Origin of the sequence: Nocardioides sp. (genome assembly GCF_004803405.1) — a bacterium.
Lineage (GTDB): Bacteria > Actinomycetota > Actinomycetes > Propionibacteriales > Nocardioidaceae > Nocardioides > Nocardioides vastitatis.
On sequence record NZ_SSXI01000227.1, the window covers coordinates 21403 to 37503 of the forward strand.

The following is a 16101-nucleotide window of genomic DNA, read 5'->3' on the forward strand; positions in this document are numbered from 1 at the left end:
CTCTTGCGGCCCTTCGAGCGACGGTTCGCCAGGACAGCGCGACCGGCGCGGGTGCGCATCCGAAGTCGGAAGCCGTGCACCTTGTGACGGCGACGGTTGTTCGGCTGGTACGTGCGCTTGCTCACGATGGACCTCTCAGGTGCAATGTCGGGAAGGGCCCCCGGCAGCCCGACGCACACCCGATCACGGGCCTGCGCGGCTCGTCGGCCGGCACCGCGCAGCCACGATGAGACTCAGGAGTTGCTCGTCATGGACATGCGGCGCCGGTCGACACCGGACGACCAACAAACGGTACGCGCAGGCGTGATCGCGGGTCAAACCGGCGGACGCTCCGGGGACCTGGCGCGAGCATGTCCAAAACCTGTGGATAGCGTATTGATCCGGGACCGGCTCGGCGGTTAGGTTCGACCAATCCGGGTTTCCCCGCCGGTTCTGGAGCACCTGCGACATCGGGTGGCTGCAACGCGGCACCAACTCATCCGAATGTGGCGCTGACCTGCGCCGATACACGTACGGTGGGCTCCGGGACGGTCCTGGTCCCCCCATCACCCGTCGGATGATGGAAACGTTCACAACCTGTGGACAACCTTGTGGACCCCCAGACTGACCAGCGAGAGGTGAGGCGTGACCGGCACCCCGGAACAGCCCCAGAACGACCCCCAGGCGAGCCCGGGCGCAGACCCGGTCGACCCCCTCGAGGCCGCGACCGCCCGACTGGAGCGTGAATGGTCGGCCGTGGTCGGCGAGCTCCAGGCTCACCAGCGGGCGTGGCTCCAGGCGAGCAAGCCGGTCACCCTGCACGGTTCCACCGCGATCGTCGCGGTGCCCGACGACTTCACCCGCAAGCGGCTCGAGGGCCGGCTGCGCGGACAGCTCGAGGACGCCCTGACCGACCGCTTCGGACACGAGGTGCAGCTCGCGGTCACCGTCGACGGCACCCTGCGCCACGACGTCCCCTTCGACGCGCCCACCTCGTACGACACCGCGACGGTGTTCGAGGCACAGGGCGACATGTCGACAAATCAACATATCGATTCGTCGACGTTCGACGCCGCGCCGGCGCTCACGGTCCAGCCCGGACCGGACAGCGGTGGCTTCGAGGGCGCCGACATGGCGGCTGCCAGTGCCGCCGGACCCTCGGCCACCGGGGCTGGCGAGTCCCGGCTGAACCCGAAGTACACCTTCGAGACGTTCGTCATCGGATCGTCCAACCGGTTCCCGCACGCGGCGGCGGTCGCGGTGAGCGAAGCGCCCGGCAAGAGCTACAACCCGCTGCTGGTCTACGGGGAGTCCGGTCTCGGCAAGACCCACCTGCTCCACGCCATCGGACACTACGTCCGCACCATCTATGCCGGCAGCAAGGTGCGCTACGTCTCGAGCGAGGAGTTCACCAACGAGTTCATCAACGCGATCCGGGACGACCGGCAGGACCGGTTCAAGCGGAAGTACCGCGACGTGGACGTGCTCCTGATCGACGACATCCAGTTCCTGGAGGGCAAGACGCAGACCCAGGAGGAGTTCTTCCACACCTTCAACACCCTGCACAACGCGAACAAGCAGATCGTGCTCACCTCCGACCGCCCGCCGAAACGGCTGGAGGCGCTCGAGGACCGGCTGCGCAACCGGTTCGAGTGGGGCCTGATCACCGACGTCCAGCCGCCCGACCTGGAGACCCGGATCGCGATCCTTCGCAAGAAGGCGGCCATGGACCGACTCACGGCGCCCTCCGACGTGCTGGAGTTCATCGCGAGCAAGATCCAGACCAACATCCGCGAGCTCGAGGGCGCCCTGATCCGAGTCACCGCCTTCGCCAACCTCAACCGCCAGGACGTCGACATGACCCTGGCCGAGATCGTGCTGAAGGACCTGATCCCCGAGGGTGGCGAGCCGGAGATCACCGCGCCGCTGATCATCGCCCAGACCGCGGCGTACTTCGGCCTCTCGATCGAGGAGCTCACCGGTCCCAGCCGCGGTCGCCACCTGGTGATGGCCCGGCAGATCGCCATGTACCTGTGCCGCGAGCTCACCGGCCTCTCGCTGCCCAAGATCGGCGCACAGTTCGGCAACCGCGACCACACCACGGTCATGTACGCGGAGCGCAAGATCAACCAGCTCCTCGGCGAGCGTCGCGCCGTCTTCAACCAGGTGAGTGAGCTGACCAACCGGGTCAAGATGCAGGCCCGGCAGGGCTGATCGGCCGACGACGGACCGCGCGGCACGCGAATTCATGTCGTCCGACCCTGTGGACAACTTCGTGCGAACTGTGCGAACTACACGGGGAGGATTCCGTGGAGGCTCCTGGGGCCGCGTCCACACGGCGCCGGTCCTCCACACCGGCCGGCCGCTGGTACCGATTTCCTCCACAGGTGGTCCCACCCCCCGAGACCGGCCCTCACCTGCACGAACACGAGTTCTCCACAGTTTCCACCGCTGCTATGACTACTCCCTGACTACCTACATCTCCTCGATCGCCGGAACTCCACTCGCGCTCTGTCCTGTGGAACCGACCCGACCGGCCGACGACCGGCCGCCACTGCCGGTCCCGTCGCGAGCCACGACGTGGCAGGATGCAACCCCACACCGGGCACGACTGCCGTGGATGTCATTCCGTCAGGGATGCACAGACGCAGATCAGCCCGACCCCTTCGAACTTGTGAGAGGTACGCCGACGTGAAGTTCAGAGTCGATCGCGACGTCCTCGCGGACGCCGTCGCCTGGGCTGCCCGCAGCCTCCCCGTGCGTCCCAGTGCCCCGGTCCTCGCCGGTCTGCTGATCGAGGCCGGCGATGACGGCCTGGTGCTCTCGACCTTCGACTACGAGACCTCGGCCCGCGCCACGCTCACTGCCGAGGTCAGCGACGAGGGCAAGGCACTGGTCAGCGGCCGACTGCTGGCCGACATCTGCCGCAGCCTGCCGAACAAGCCCGTCGACATCGCCCTCGACGGCGCGCGGGTCGCGCTGACCTGCGGATCGTCCCGGTTCTCGCTGCAGACGATGCCGGTCGAGGACTACCCGACGATCCCCGAGATGCCCGCCGCGACCGGCACGGTCGCGAGCGAGGCGTTCGCGCACGCGGTCGCCCAGGCGGTCACCGCCGCAGGTCGCGACGACATGCTCCCGGTGCTCACCGGTGTCCGCCTGGAGATCGAGGGCGACGCGATCGCGCTGCTGGCCACCGACCGCTTCCGGCTCTCGCAGCGCGAGCTCACCTGGAACCCCGGCACCCCGGACGCCTCGGTCGCGGCCCTGGTCCCGGCGAAGGTCCTCGGTGACACCGCGAAGTCGCTCACCGCCGGCCCCGAGGTCACCATCGCGTTGTCCGCCTCCGGCGCCGGTGAGGGCATCATCGGATTCGAGGGCACGGGTCCGGGAGGCGTCCGTCGTACGACGACCCGACTCCTCGACGGCGAGTTCCCCAAGGTCCGCAGCCTGTTCCCGACCGAGCGACTCACGATCGCCAGGATCGACCGCCTCGAGCTGATCGAGTCGGTCAAGCGGGTCTCGCTGGTGGCCGACCGCAACACCGCCGTGCAGCTGAGCTTCCACGACGGCGCGCTCACCCTCGACGCCGGCTCCGGCGACGACGCGCAGGCATCCGAGTCGGTGCCCGCCGAGATCCAGGGCGAGGACCTCGTGACCGGCTTCAACCCGCAGTTCCTCCTCGACGGGCTGACCGCGATCGACGAGCCGATCGTGGAGCTGGCGTTCACCCAGGCCTCGAAGCCGGTCGTGATCAGCGGCACCGGTGACGACGCTGCCGACTCCGCCGAGGGCGGCAGCTTCCGCTACCTCCTGATGCCGCGTCGCCTGCTCAGCTGAGCCGGCCGGGACGGGCACCGACCTTCCGGCGGCAGCCACCCACCCCGTAGTTTTCAGCACCGACGTCGCAGCAACCGCATCCACAGGGGGATCGCCCATGCACATCGGACTGGTCGGACTCGGCAAGATGGGTGGGAACATGCGCACCCGGATGCGGCAGGCCGGGCTCACCGTGGTCGGGTACGACCGCAACCCCGACCTCTCCGACGTCGACAGCCTCGCCGCCATGGTCGATGCGCTGCCGAGCCCCAGGGTGGTCTGGGTGATGGTGCCGCACGGCGAGCCGACCCGGTCCACGATCGCCGAGCTCAAGGACCTCCTGGGGGCGGGCGACCTGGTCGTGGACGGCGGCAACTCCAAGTACACCGACGACACGGTCAACGCCGCCCTGCTCGGTGAGAAGGGCATCGGCTTCGTGGACTGTGGCGTCTCCGGTGGGGTGTGGGGACTGGAGAACGGCTACGCGCTGATGTGCGGTGGCTCGGAGGAGGACGTCGCCAAGGTGCAGCCGGCCTTCGACGCGCTCAAGCCGGCGGAGGGCGGCTTCGTCCACGCCGGTCGCACGCCCGGTGCCGGGCACTTCGCCAAGATGGTCCACAACGGCATCGAGTACGCCATGATGCAGGCCTACGCCGAGGGCTGGGAGCTGCTCGAGAAGGTCGACCTCGTCGAGAACGTGCCCGAGGTCTACGACTCCTGGCGGCACGGGACCGTGATCAGGTCCTGGCTCCTGGACCTGTTGACCGAGGCGATCTCGGCCGACACCCACCTCGACAACCTCCGCGGCTACGCCGAGGACTCCGGCGAGGGCCGGTGGACGGTCCAGGCCGCGATCGACCACGCCGTGCCGATGCACGTGATCGCCTCCTCACTCTTCGCGCGCTTCACCTCGCGCCAGGACGACAGCCCGGCGATGAAGGCGATCGCCGCGATGCGCAACCAGTTCGGCGGCCACGCCGTGCACACCGAGCCGCCCCCGGGCGGAGAGGCGAACCCGGACGTCTGAGCGCGGCTCAGGCCGCCGCGGCCATCCGGATGACGGCGAAGCCGAGCCACGCCACGGCCACCACGATCCCGGCCGGGTGCGTGACGATCCGGTCCAGCGACGGTGCGGCGGTACGGCGGAGCCGGGCCCGGACGGCCAGCAGCGCCAGGACGACGACGAGCGCGACGGCGAGGGGTCCGAAGGGGTGCGCGAGGAACGACTCCCGCCACCAGCCGTGCACCAGGTAGACCCAGGAGCGGGTCAGGCCGCAGCCGGGGCACGGCAGCCCGGTCAGTCGACGGAAGGGACAGAGGACCGGCCCGTCCTCGATCTGCTCCGGTGAGAGCAGGCACGCGGCCGCCAACGCGACGACCCCGCCGGCCGCGAGCACTTCTGTGCTCGCGAGCCGCGGGGTCGTGATCGGTGGGACCGTGGTGGTCACCTTCAGCGGAGGGGGCGGCCCTGCGCGTCCGGGACCTTGCGCAGCAGGATCAGCACCAGGTCGATGATCGCCCAGATGCCACAACCACCGAGGGTCAGCAGCTTGCCCACGCCGAGGCCGGTGTAGCCGAGGTAGAACCGGTCGACGCCGAAGATGCCGACCAGCCAGGAGATGAGGACCGTGGTCAGCCACTCCTTGTCGGAGTACAGGCCCGGGACGTCCTTGGCCGCGAAGAACTGCTGGCTGTCGGCCGTCCGCACCGGCGTGTCGGCCTTGATCTGGTTGGAGACCGCCATCTGGGCGAGCGTTCCGAAGTCCAACGGGCCCTGCTCCTGCCCGAGAACGTTCACATAGAAGGAGCCACCGCCGGGGGCGCCGGGCGCCTGGGGCTGGTTGCCGTAGGGAGGGTTGGGTGGTTGCGTCATGCCGGTCAGCCTAGGGTGATCGGACCCTTCCTAAACCCGGTTTGCCGTTTGCATGCGGTTTTTTCGTCGCGGAGACGATCCGGGGCGAGGATGGTGGGATCCACGGGGGCAAGAGCGAAGAGGAGTGGTGCCGTGCACGTCTCGCACCTGTCGCTCCACGACTTCCGCTCCTACGCCGAGGTCGACGTCGCGCTCGAGCCTGGAGTCACCGCGTTCGTCGGCAGCAACGGGCAGGGCAAGACGAACCTGGTCGAGGCGATCGACTACCTCTCGCGGCTCTCCTCGCACCGGGTCGCCACCGACGCGCCCCTGGTCCGCGCCGGCGCCGAGCAGGCCGTGGTCCGCGCCGCGGTCGTCCGCGACGGGCGCACCGCGATCCTCGAGGTCGAGCTCAACCCCGGTCGCGCCAACCGGGCACGGATCAACCGGTCGCCGCTGTCGCGTGCCCGCGACCTCGTCGGCATCGTCCGTACGGTGGTGTTCAGCCCGGAGGACCTCGCCCTGGTCAAGGGCGACCCGGCGCAGCGGCGCAGCCTCCTCGATGACCTGCTGGTGCTGCGGACGCCTCGCTACGCCGGCGTGATCGCGGACTACGAGCGGGTGCTCAAACAGCGCAACACCCTGCTGAAGTCGCTCCACGCCGCCCGTGGAAGCAGTCGGGACGCGGCGCTGGCCACCCTCGCGGCCTGGGACGACCACCTGGTGTCCGCCGGCGCCGAGCTGCTCGCGGGCCGGCGCGCGCTGGCGACCGACCTGGCGCCGTACCTGGGGAAGGCGTATGAGGCCGTCGCCCGAGGCGCCTCCCGCGACGACGCCCGGATCGCCTACCAGGCCACCGTCCCGGTCCCTGGATCCAGCGACACCACCGGCTCCGGAGCGGGCGACCTGGCCGGCAGCTTCCGCGCCGAGCTGGAGCGTCGGCGCGACGACGAGATCAACCGTGGGCTGACCCTGGTCGGCCCGCACCGGGACGACCTGCTCTGCACCCTGGGGCCCGGCGACGACCAGCGGCTGCCGGTCCGCGGCTACGCCAGCCACGGGGAGTCGTGGTCCTTCGCGCTGGCGCTGCGCCTGGCGTCGTACGACCTGCTCCGCGCCGACGGCGACGACCCGATCCTGATCCTCGACGACGTCTTCGCCGAGCTGGACTCGGACCGCCGCGCGCAGCTGGCGCAGCTGGTGGCCGGCGCCGAGCAGGTGCTGGTCACTGCCGCGGTCGAGGCCGACGTGCCCGAGCAGCTGCGTGGGACGACGTTCCGGGTGGCGGCCGGCGAGGTGACCCGTGCCTGAGGTCCCGGACCTGCCCGAGGAGCCGAGCCCGGTCGACCGGGTCGACCCGGTCGAGGAGGCCGAGGAGGCCGAGGAGCACCGTGCCGACGGCCTGGACCTCGCCCGGTCGATGATGAAGGGCGCAGCCGGATCGAGTACGACGCCGGCCCGGCGCCGGCCGCGGCGCAGTGCCGACGGTCAGTTCCGGCCCCGTGGCCGCCGGGGCGACGCGCAGCTCTCGGGGGCACACCCCGACGGCCGCGACCCGCAGATGATCGGGTCGGAGCTGGGCCGGATCATCGACGAGCGCGGCTGGGGACTGGACCTCCAGGTGCGGGGGGTGTTCGGCCGGTGGACCGAGATCGTCGGCACCGAGATCGGCGCCCACTCGACGCCGGAGTCGCTCAGTGACGGCGTCCTCGTGGTCCGCACCGACTCCACCGCCTGGGCGACCCAGCTGAAGATGCTCGCCTCGAGCGTGGTGAAGCGGCTGAACCAGGAGCTCGGCGACGGCACCGTCACGGTCGTGGAGGTGCTCGGACCCAACGCCCCGAGCTGGAAGCACGGCCGTCGGTCGGCCCGCGACGGTCGGGGTCCGCGCGACACCTACGGCTGAGGGGCGCGGCCGAGAGGGATCGGTCTGGACCGGCCCTCTGGACGATCGGATCGCTCGATCGTCGTACCGGGACCCATCGGCACCCCTCCCGGGCCGTCCTGACCGCGGTTCTGTGGCGCTCAGGGCCCCATTTCATCCACAGACCACCCGGCCCCGGGGGTGGCGACCGTGTCTGGATGCCCTCAGGCCGCTATCATGGCTGTTGGGCCGGGTTTGCGTCACCACGGCGTGTGCCCCGGCCTTCGCTATGCCACCGCTCCCGAAGAGGTCCTTGTGTCCAGTGCTGACCAGCCCGTCCCCGCGGTTCCCGTCGAGTCCGCCGAAGGCACCCCCAGCGGGCAGGTCCCCACGGGTGACTACGACGCCTCCGCGATCCAGGTGCTCGAGGGCCTCGAGGCGGTCCGGAAGCGGCCCGGCATGTACATCGGCTCGACCGGTGAGCGCGGCCTGCACCACCTGATCTGGGAGATCGTCGACAACGCGGTCGACGAGGCGCTGGCCGGCTACTGCGACCGGATCGTGGTCACCCTGATGGCCGACGGCGCGGTCCGGGTGGAGGACAACGGCCGCGGCATCCCGACCGGCACGGCGCCGGGCCAGGACATCCCCGCGGTGACGCTCGCGCTGACCGTGCTCCACGCCGGCGGCAAGTTCGGCGGCGGCGGGTACAAGGTCTCCGGTGGCCTGCACGGGGTCGGCGTCTCCGTCGTGAACGCCCTCTCCAGCCACCTCAAGGTCGAGGTGAAGAACCGCGGCAAGCTCTGGGAGCAGGAGTTCTCCCTCGGCGACCCCGTCTACGACCTGCGCGAGGTCCGTGACCTCGAGGACGGCGAGGGCACCGGCACCACGGTGACCTGGCACGCGAGTCCCGAGATCTTCGAGACGACCACCTACTCGCTGGAGACGATCAGCCACCGCTTCCGCGAGATGGCCTTCCTCAACAAGGGCCTCGAGATCGTCGTCGTCGACGAGCGGCCCGCCGCGGCCGAGCTCGCCGACGTCGTCGCGGACGACTCGATCAACACCTCTCTCGCCGGCGACGGCGGCGACGGCCACCCCGGGTCCCAGGGCGACGCGATCCAGCGCGAGGGGGCCGGACTCAAGCAGGTCTTCAAGTACGAGCGCGGTCTGGTCGACTACGTCGAGCACATCAACCGCAGCAAGCAGGCCGCCAACCCCACGGTCATCAGCTTCGAGGCCGACTCCGACGACTACCCCGGCCTCAACACCAACGGCTCGCACATGAGCCTGGAGGTGGCGATGCAGTGGAACACCTCCTACACCGAGTCGGTCCACACCTTCGCCAACACGATCAACACCCACGAGGGCGGCACGCACGAGGAGGGCTTCCGGTCGGCGCTCACCTCGCTGATCAACAACTGGGGCGAGGAGTGGGGCCTGATCAAGAAGCGCGAGGACCGGGTCAGCGGCGACGACATCCGCGAGGGCCTGACCGCGATCATCTCGATCAAGCTCGGCGAGCCCCAGTTCGAGGGCCAGACCAAGACCAAGCTCGGCAACACCGAGGCCAAGGGCTTCGTGCAGCGCCTGGTCAACGACCAGCTCGGCGCCTGGCTGGAGCAGAACCCCGCCGAGGGCAAGGACATCGTCCGCAAGGCGCAGGCCGCGGCCTCCGCTCGGATCGCCGCCCGCAAGGCGCGCGACCTGGCCCGCAACCGCAAGGGGCTGCTGGGCGGCGGCGGCCTCCCCGGCAAGCTGTCGGACTGCCAGTCGACGAACCCCGAGGAGTGCGAGGTCTTCATCGTCGAGGGCGACTCGGCGGGTGGCTCGGCCCGTCAGGGCCGCGACCCGCGCGTCCAGGCGATCCTCCCGATCCGCGGCAAGATCCTCAACGTCGAGAAGGCCCGCATCGACAAGGTTCTGGCCAACCAGGAGGTCCAGGCGATCATCTCCGCGCTCGGCACCGGCATCCAGGAGGAGTTCAACCTGGAGAAGCTGCGCTACCACAAGGTGGTGCTGATGGCGGACGCGGACGTCGACGGCCACCACATCAACACGCTGCTGCTCACGCTGCTGTTCCGGTTCATGCGGCCGCTGATCGAGCACGGCTTCGTCTACATGGCGCAGCCGCCGCTGTACCGGATCCGGTGGAACAAGCCGGCCGAGCACGAGTTCGTCTACTCCGACTCCGAGCGGGACGCGCTGATGCGCGACGGCCTCGCGAACGGCAAGAAGCTGCCCAAGGAGAACCCGGTCCAGCGCTACAAGGGTCTCGGCGAGATGAACGCCGAGGAGCTGTGGGAGACCACGATGAACCCCGAGCAGCGGCTGATGCTCCAGGTCAACCTCGACGACGCGGCCCAGGCCGACGAGATCTTCTCGATCCTGATGGGGGAGGACGTCGAGCAGCGACGCTCCTTCATCCAGCGCAACGCCAAGGATGTTCGCTTCCTCGATATCTGAGTGTCTAGCGCAGACCTTAGATATCGATAGAACCAGCCAGAGAGAGCAATCGTGACTGAGACCCCCACCAACCTCGGCGGCGACGGACCGGGCCCGGGCGGCCGGATCGAGCCGATCGAGCTGCAGACCTCCATGCAGCGCGCGTACATCGACTACGCCATGGCCGTGATCGTCGGCCGCGCGCTCCCGGACGTCCGCGACGGCCTGAAGCCGGTGCACCGCCGCGTCCTCTACGCGATGTACGACGGCGGGTACCGCCCCGACCGCGGCTTCTCCAAGTGCTCCCGCGTCGTCGGTGACGTGATGGGTCAGTACCACCCCCACGGTGACTCGGCGATCTACGACACCCTGGTCCGCCTCGCGCAGCCGTGGGTGATGCGCGCACCGCTGGTCCAGGGCCAGGGCAACTTCGGCTCGCCGGGCAACGACGCGGCCGCCGCCATGCGGTACACCGAGTGCCGGATGGCGCCGCTGGCGCTGGAGATGGTCCGCGACATCGACGAGGAGACCGTCGACTTCCAGCCCAACTACGACGGTCGCTCCGAGGAGCCGACCGTCCTGCCGAGCCGGTACCCCAACCTGCTGGTCAACGGCTCGGCCGGCATCGCGGTCGGCATGGCCACCAACATCCCGCCGCACAACCTGCGCGAGGTGGCCGACGGCGCGCTGTGGGCGCTGCAGCACCCCGACGCCACCCGTGAGGAGCTGCAGGACGCCCTCATCGAGCGGATCAAGGGCCCCGACTTCCCCAACGGCGCGCTCATCGTGGGCCGTGAGGGCATCGAGCAGGCCTACCGCACCGGCCGCGGCTCGGTCACCCAGCGCGCGGTGATCGAGGTCGACGAGGACGCCCGCGGGCGCACCTGCCTGTCGATCACCGAGCTGCCCTACATGGTCAACCCGGACAACCTGGCGCTGAAGATCGCCGAGCTCGCCGACTCCGGCAAGGTCCAGGGCATCAGCGACGTCCGCGACGACTCCTCCGGCCGCACCGGCCAGCGCCTGGTCGTCGTGCTCAAGCGCGACGCGGTCGCCCGCGTCGTCCTGAACAACCTGCTCAAGCACACCGAGCTCCAGACCAACTTCTCGGCCAACATGCTGGCGCTCGTCGACGGCGTGCCGCGCACGCTGAGCATCGACCAGTTCGTGAGCAACTGGATCGCTCACCAGGTCGACGTCATCTTCAGGCGGACGACGTACCGCCTGCGCAAGGCCGAGGAGCGCGCTCACATCCTGCGCGGCCTGGTCAAGGCGCTGGACATGCTCGACGAGGTGATCGCCCTCATCCGCCGCTCGCCCGACGTGGCCGAGGCGAACGCCGGCCTGCAGGAGCTGCTCGACGTCGACGAGCTGCAGGCCACCGCCATCCTCGGCATGCAGCTGCGCCAGCTCGCGGCCCTGCAACGGCAGAAGATCATCGACGAGCTGGCCGAGATCGAGCTCGCCATCGCCGACTACAACGACATCCTGGCTCGCCCCGAGCGGCAGCGGCAGATCGTCTCCGAGGAGCTGACCGAGATCGTCGCGAAGTACGGCGACGACCGGCGCACCCAGATCATCGCGGCCGACGGCGACCTCTCGATGGAGGACCTGATCCCCGACGAGGAGCAGGTCGTCTCGATCACCCGGGGTGGCTACGCCAAGCGGACCCGCGCCGACCAGTACCGCACGCAGAAGCGCGGCGGGAAGGGCGTGCGCGGCGCGAGCCTGCGCGGTGACGACGTGGTCGAGCACTTCATCGCGACCACCAGCCACCACTGGCTGCTGTTCTTCACCACCGCCGGGCGGGTCTACCGCACCAAGGTCTACAACCTGCCCGAGGCGTCGCGCGACGCGAAGGGCGGCCACGTCGCGGGCCTGCTGTCGTTCCAGCCCGACGAGTCGATCGCACAGGTGCTGGCGATCCGCGACTACGAGCAGGCGCCGTACCTGGTCCTGGCCACCCGCAAGGGCCTGGTCAAGAAGACCCGGCTCGGCGACTACAACTCGCCGCGGCAGGCGGGCGTCATCGCGATCAACTTCCGCGACGACGACGACGAGCTGATCGGCGCCGAGCTGGTCAGCAGCGACGACCACATCCTGCTCGTGTCGCGGAAGGGCCAGGCGATCCGCTTCCCGGCCGACGACACCCAGCTGCGCCCGATGGGTCGGGCGACCTCGGGTGTCACCGGCATGAAGTTCCGTGACGGCGACTCGCTGCTGTCGATGTCGGTGATCAAGGCGGCGGACGCGGCGCACGAGGAGTCCGACGAGAACGTGCAGTACGTCTTCACGATCACCGACGGCGGGTTCGCCAAGCGCTCCCGGATCTCCGACTACCGGCTGCAGTCCCGCGGCGGCATCGGCATCAAGGCGATGGCCCTCGGCAACGAGGACCGCGGCACGCTCGTCGGCGCGTTCATCGTGCACGACGGCGACGAGGTGCTCTCGATCACCCAGTCCGGACAGGTCGTCCGGAGCCCGATCAACGAGGACTTCCGCCCCACCGGTCGCTCCACCATGGGCGTGAAGTTCGTCGGCCCGAAGAAGGGTGACTCGGTCGCAGTCGTGGCCCGTTCGGTGGAGACGAAGGTTGCCGAGGACGAGATCGAGGACGAGCTCGCCGACGTCGCCGCCGAGGCGGCCGGGGACCCGACGGAATCGCCCGCTCAGGGATCGGATGCCACAATCGAGACATCCGCTGAACCGCCGACGGGTGAGTCCGGGACGACGGGGGACCCCGGGGAGAGTGAGATCTGATGACCGACCGAGCCGACGAGACCGCCGTCCGTCCGGCGACGGAAACCGGACCCGGGCGGGCCGGCGGACAGGCCTCGGTCGCCGAGGCTCCGCCCGCTCCGCCGGAGGCGCGCAGGCCGATCTCCGTGGCCACCACCAGCGGCACGCCCGGCCAGGCCTCGGTTCACCGTCCGCCGCGCCGAGCGCGGCTCCGGCTGACCCGGATCGACCCGTGGTCGGTGATGAAGACTTCCTTCCTCCTCTCGATCGCCTTCGCGGTCGTGACCGTCGTGTCCGTCGCGATGGTGTGGCAGGTGCTCGGCGCCGCGGGCGTGTGGGACTCGATCAACTCCACGATCCAGGAGAGCATCGGCGGCGAGGACATCGCGGCGTTCCGGATCGAGGACTACCTCGGAACCAGCCGGGTGCTCGGTTTCACGATGCTCGTCGCGGCCATCGACGTCGTACTGATCACCGCGGCGGCCACCCTCCTGGCCTTCCTCTACAACATGGCGGCGGCCCTCCTCGGCGGCGTCGAGATCACCCTCGCCGAGGACGCGCAGTAGGCGAACGGCACCGTTTTGTTGCGGTGCCGAGAGGTCGGGTAGTGTTCCCCCTCGGCTCGCTGCCGAGGGGCTTCCACCCGGAGCAGCAAGCCACCCGGGCCTATAGCTCAGACGGTTAGAGCGCTTCCCTGATAAGGAAGAGGTCACAGGTTCAAGTCCTGTTAGGCCCACGCACACTCGGGTCGGCGCAACGACCCGGTCCAGACCCCGGAGGTCCACATGGTGAAGAAGCTCCTGCTCGCCGCTCTCGCCGCCGCCGGCGTCGCGCTCGCCGGCAAGAAGCTCCAGCAGAGCAAGGCCGAGCAGGCCCTCTGGGCCGAAGCGACGGACAAGCTCCCGAAGAACTGATCCACCTGCGCCGGGGGTCGTGTCGCGCAGCGACCGGCACGAGACCATCGGCGACCAGGGGCCTTGGCGCAATTGGTAGCGCACCTGCTTTGCAAGCAGGGGGTTGCGAGTTCGAGTCTCGTAGGCTCCACCAGCAAAACCCCAGGTCAGCCTGGGGTTTTGTTCTTTTCTTGAGCGTTGCGATCGACTTCGAGATCGGCGTCTAGGGGGACTGGTGGGGGAAGGCCGCGAAGACCTTCCTGTCCGGTGCCTGCCCGACGATGCTGATGACTTCGTGGGCAGGCCGGCCAGGTCCGCACCAACCGCCCTGCGCCCGACCTGCAGGCGCCCTTCGGCGGTTCCAAGCAGTCCGGCCACGGGCGCGAGTTCGGCCGGTCGGGCTCTAGGAGTTCCCACGACGAAGGCGCTGATGCTCTAGTCGCCGCGCCGCTCGGCTCACAGGGCGAGACTGCCCGGCGGCGCACGCCCGAATATCCCTGCTAATGGTTACCATGAACGCTTTAGTGACCTCCGCCACATCCAGACCCCAGCAACCACCACCGGAAACGCCCAGGAGCTCTGATGACCGAGATCCAGACCAACGCGGCGAACGCGCAGGGAAGGACGTCGGGGGTTGCCCCGTCTTCCACAACGACTACCGCATCGCCGAGGGCGCCGAGCTGCGGGAGCGCGGCGACCAGCTGCGGCTGCAGTCCCTGGCCCCTCGAGTGGTCCTGACCACTCGACCCCAACGGACCGCCCCCGGTCCGCGCCCCACGTGGCGCGGACGGGCAGGTCCAGGAACTGACGAACCGTCATCGCCCGAGGAGCACACATGACCTACGTGATCACCCAGAGCTGCTGCAACGACGCGGCGTGCGTCCCCGCCTGCCCCGTCAACTGCATCCACCCGACACCCGACGAGCCCGACTACGCGACGGCGGAGATGCTGTACATCGACCCGGACAGCTGCATCGACTGCGGCGCCTGCGTCGACGCGTGCCCGGTGAACGCGATCTCGGCCGACTACGACCTTCCCGACCAGCTCCTCCGGTTCACCGACCTCAACGCCGCCTATTTCCGCGATCCGGCACACCAGGGTTACCCGAGCAGTCCGCCCAGGTCCCAGGCCCGTCGCTGGGACGGCGACCGGACCGAGCCGCTCCGGGTGGCGATCGTCGGCTCGGGCCCGGCCGCATGCTACGCCGCGGAGGAGCTGCTGACGCAGAGAGGACTCACGGTGGAGGTCGACATGTTCGAGCGGCTGATGACACCGTGGGGGCTGGTGCGTTTCGGCGTCGCGCCCGACCATGCGACCACCAAGCAGGCCTCCGACGCCTTCGCCCGGACCATGCAGCGCAAGAACTTCCGGCTCTTCCTGGGCGTCGAGATCGGCACGCACCTGACCCACGACGACCTGGCCGGTCGCTACCACGCCGTGATCTACGCGGTGGGCGCGATGACCGATCGCCGCCTCGGCATTCCCGGGGAGGACCTGCCCGGCAGCCACTCGGCCACCGAGCTCGTCGCCTGGTACAACGGTCATCCCGACTTCGCTGACCGTACGTTCGACTTCTCCGGCGAGCGCGCCGTCGTGATCGGCAACGGCAACGTCGCCCTCGACGTGGCCCGCATCCTGCTGAGCGACGTCGAGGCGCTGCGCCGTACCGACATCGCCGACCATGCCCTCGAGGCGCTGTCTGCCAGCAACGTGCGTGAGGTCCTCGTGGTGGGCCGGCGCGGTCCGGCCCAGGCCGCCTTCACGACACCTGAGCTCTGGGGCCTGGACGACACTGGCCTCGGGCTGCGGGTGTCGGCCGACGAGGTCGAGCTCGACCCCGTGACCAGGGCCGTGATGCCCGACGAGCACGCGATGGCCATGATCAAGGCGGCACACATCTCCGCGCTGCCCACCGAGGGGCCGACTGACCGCACGGTGATCCTGCGCTTCCTGCGCTCCCCGGTGGAGATCGTGGGCGACGGCGCCGTCAGCGGTGTCCGACTGGTCCGCAACGACCTGGTGCCGGACGATGGCCGGGGGGTGACCGCCATTGCGACCGACGACGTCGAGCTGGTCGAGTGCGGCCTGGTCTTCCGATCGGTGGGTTACCGGGGCCGGCGCGTCGAGGGCCTGCCGTTCGACGACGACCGCGGCACGCTGCCGAACCTCGACGGACGGGTCGTCGACCCCGACACGGCGCAGCCGGTACCAGGCGTCTACACCGCCGGGTGGATCAAGCGCGGGCCCTCCGGCGTCATCGGCACCAACAAGAAGGACGCCGTGGACACCGTCAGGGTGCTGCTGGACGACTGGGTGGCGGGGACGCTGCGCGCCGACAGCGCCCAGGATCTCGCCGAACTGCTGCCAGACAATCCGGGCCTCGCCGGCTGGAAGGCCATCGACCACTATGAACGGGCCGCCGGCCGCGAGCAGGCGCGGCCACGCATGAAGGTCGTCGACCACGAGGCGTTGCGCGAGCTGGCCGCGGGCGCGCTGTCCACGACCTGAG

13 protein-coding genes and 2 tRNA genes are annotated in these 16101 nt (G+C 69.6%); 12 read left to right on the plus strand and 3 right to left on the minus strand.

What is annotated here, in order from left to right; genetic code table 11:
• Window positions 1-125, minus strand: a 125-nt coding sequence (rpmH, locus tag E7Z54_RS15890) for a 50S ribosomal protein L34 (protein ID WP_136435419.1), incomplete at its 3' end; no start/stop codon positions are given.
• A gap of 589 nt (window positions 126-714) precedes the next feature.
• Between rpmH and dnaA the strand changes: the two genes are divergently transcribed.
• The 3 genes from dnaA (at window position 715) to gnd (ending at window position 4825) form a co-directional block, all read left to right on the plus strand.
• Window positions 715-2193 (plus strand): chromosomal replication initiator protein DnaA, encoded by a 1479-nt coding sequence (gene dnaA / locus E7Z54_RS15895; protein ID WP_136435421.1) that lies wholly within the window; start codon window positions 715-717, stop codon window positions 2191-2193.
• Window positions 2194-2670: 477 nt separating this feature from the next.
• Window positions 2671-3819, plus strand: coding sequence for a DNA polymerase III subunit beta (dnaN, locus tag E7Z54_RS15900; RefSeq protein WP_136435324.1), 1149 nt, complete (start codon window positions 2671-2673; stop codon window positions 3817-3819).
• A gap of 97 nt (window positions 3820-3916) precedes the next feature.
• Window positions 3917-4825: a phosphogluconate dehydrogenase (NAD(+)-dependent, decarboxylating) gene (gene gnd / locus E7Z54_RS15905; protein WP_136435326.1), complete on the plus strand. Its 909-nt coding sequence runs from the start codon at window positions 3917-3919 to the stop codon at window positions 4823-4825.
• Between the two features lie 7 nt (window positions 4826-4832).
• Here the strand turns inward: gnd and E7Z54_RS15910 are convergent, their stop codons facing one another.
• Together E7Z54_RS15910 and E7Z54_RS15915 are read right to left on the minus strand one after the other, a co-directional pair.
• Window positions 4833-5246 (minus strand): DUF2752 domain-containing protein, encoded by a 414-nt coding sequence (locus E7Z54_RS15910; RefSeq protein ID WP_206056294.1) that lies wholly within the window; start codon window positions 5244-5246, stop codon window positions 4833-4835.
• Between the two features lie 2 nt (window positions 5247-5248).
• Window positions 5249-5671: an NINE protein gene (locus E7Z54_RS15915; protein ID WP_136435328.1), complete on the minus strand. Its 423-nt coding sequence runs from the start codon at window positions 5669-5671 to the stop codon at window positions 5249-5251.
• A gap of 132 nt (window positions 5672-5803) precedes the next feature.
• Here E7Z54_RS15915 and recF point away from each other — a divergent pair, with 132 nt between their 5' ends.
• The 9 genes from recF (at window position 5804) to E7Z54_RS15960 (ending at window position 16100) form a co-directional block, all read left to right on the plus strand.
• Window positions 5804-6961, plus strand: coding sequence for a DNA replication/repair protein RecF (gene recF / locus E7Z54_RS15920; protein WP_136435330.1), 1158 nt, complete (start codon window positions 5804-5806; stop codon window positions 6959-6961).
• Window positions 6954-7556 (plus strand): DUF721 domain-containing protein, encoded by a 603-nt coding sequence (locus E7Z54_RS15925; RefSeq protein ID WP_240769723.1) that lies wholly within the window; start codon window positions 6954-6956, stop codon window positions 7554-7556. Before recF ends, E7Z54_RS15925 begins: the two co-directional genes overlap by 8 nt.
• A 228-nt stretch (window positions 7557-7784) precedes the next feature.
• Complete coding sequence (gene gyrB / locus E7Z54_RS15930) at window positions 7785-9980, plus strand: DNA topoisomerase (ATP-hydrolyzing) subunit B (protein WP_378527745.1); 2196 nt, start codon at window positions 7785-7787, stop codon at window positions 9978-9980.
• 132 nt (window positions 9981-10112) lie between these two features.
• The gene (gene gyrA, locus E7Z54_RS15935; RefSeq protein WP_240769730.1) at window positions 10113-12719 is read left to right on the plus strand and encodes a DNA gyrase subunit A; all 2607 of its coding nucleotides are present in this window, start codon (window positions 10113-10115) and stop codon (window positions 12717-12719) included.
• A complete protein-coding gene (locus tag E7Z54_RS15940; RefSeq protein ID WP_136435335.1) occupies window positions 12719-13264 on the plus strand; it encodes a DUF3566 domain-containing protein in 546 nt (181 codons plus the stop codon). The genes gyrA and E7Z54_RS15940 overlap by 1 nt, the downstream gene beginning before the upstream one ends.
• Before the next feature lie 96 nt (window positions 13265-13360).
• Window positions 13361-13434: transfer RNA gene (locus tag E7Z54_RS15945), tRNA-Ile, on the plus strand.
• A gap of 49 nt (window positions 13435-13483) precedes the next feature.
• Entirely contained in the window at window positions 13484-13612 is a 129-nt protein-coding gene (locus tag E7Z54_RS24075) for a DLW-39 family protein (RefSeq protein WP_240769724.1), read from the plus strand.
• Window positions 13613-13669: 57 nt separating this feature from the next.
• Window positions 13670-13745: transfer RNA gene (locus E7Z54_RS15950), tRNA-Ala, on the plus strand.
• A gap of 681 nt (window positions 13746-14426) precedes the next feature.
• Complete coding sequence (locus E7Z54_RS15960) at window positions 14427-16100, plus strand: FAD-dependent oxidoreductase (protein WP_136435337.1); 1674 nt, start codon at window positions 14427-14429, stop codon at window positions 16098-16100.
• The last annotated feature ends 1 nt before the right edge of the window (window position 16101 follow it).

Excerpts from the sequence above, each read along its gene's own strand:
- gnd (WP_136435326.1), top strand. The coding sequence starts at position 3,917 with ATGCACATCGGACTGGTCGGACTCGGCAAGATGGGTGGGAACATGCGC.
- E7Z54_RS15915 (WP_136435328.1), bottom strand. The coding sequence starts at position 5,671 with ATGACGCAACCACCCAACCCTCCCTACGGCAACCAGCCCCAGGCGCCC.
- gyrA (WP_240769730.1), top strand. The coding sequence starts at position 10,113 with ATGCAGCGCGCGTACATCGACTACGCCATGGCCGTGATCGTCGGCCGC.
- E7Z54_RS15940 (WP_136435335.1), top strand. The coding sequence starts at position 12,719 with ATGACCGACCGAGCCGACGAGACCGCCGTCCGTCCGGCGACGGAAACC.
- E7Z54_RS24075 (WP_240769724.1), top strand. The coding sequence starts at position 13,484 with ATGGTGAAGAAGCTCCTGCTCGCCGCTCTCGCCGCCGCCGGCGTCGCG.
- E7Z54_RS15960 (WP_136435337.1), top strand. The coding sequence starts at position 14,427 with ATGACCTACGTGATCACCCAGAGCTGCTGCAACGACGCGGCGTGCGTC.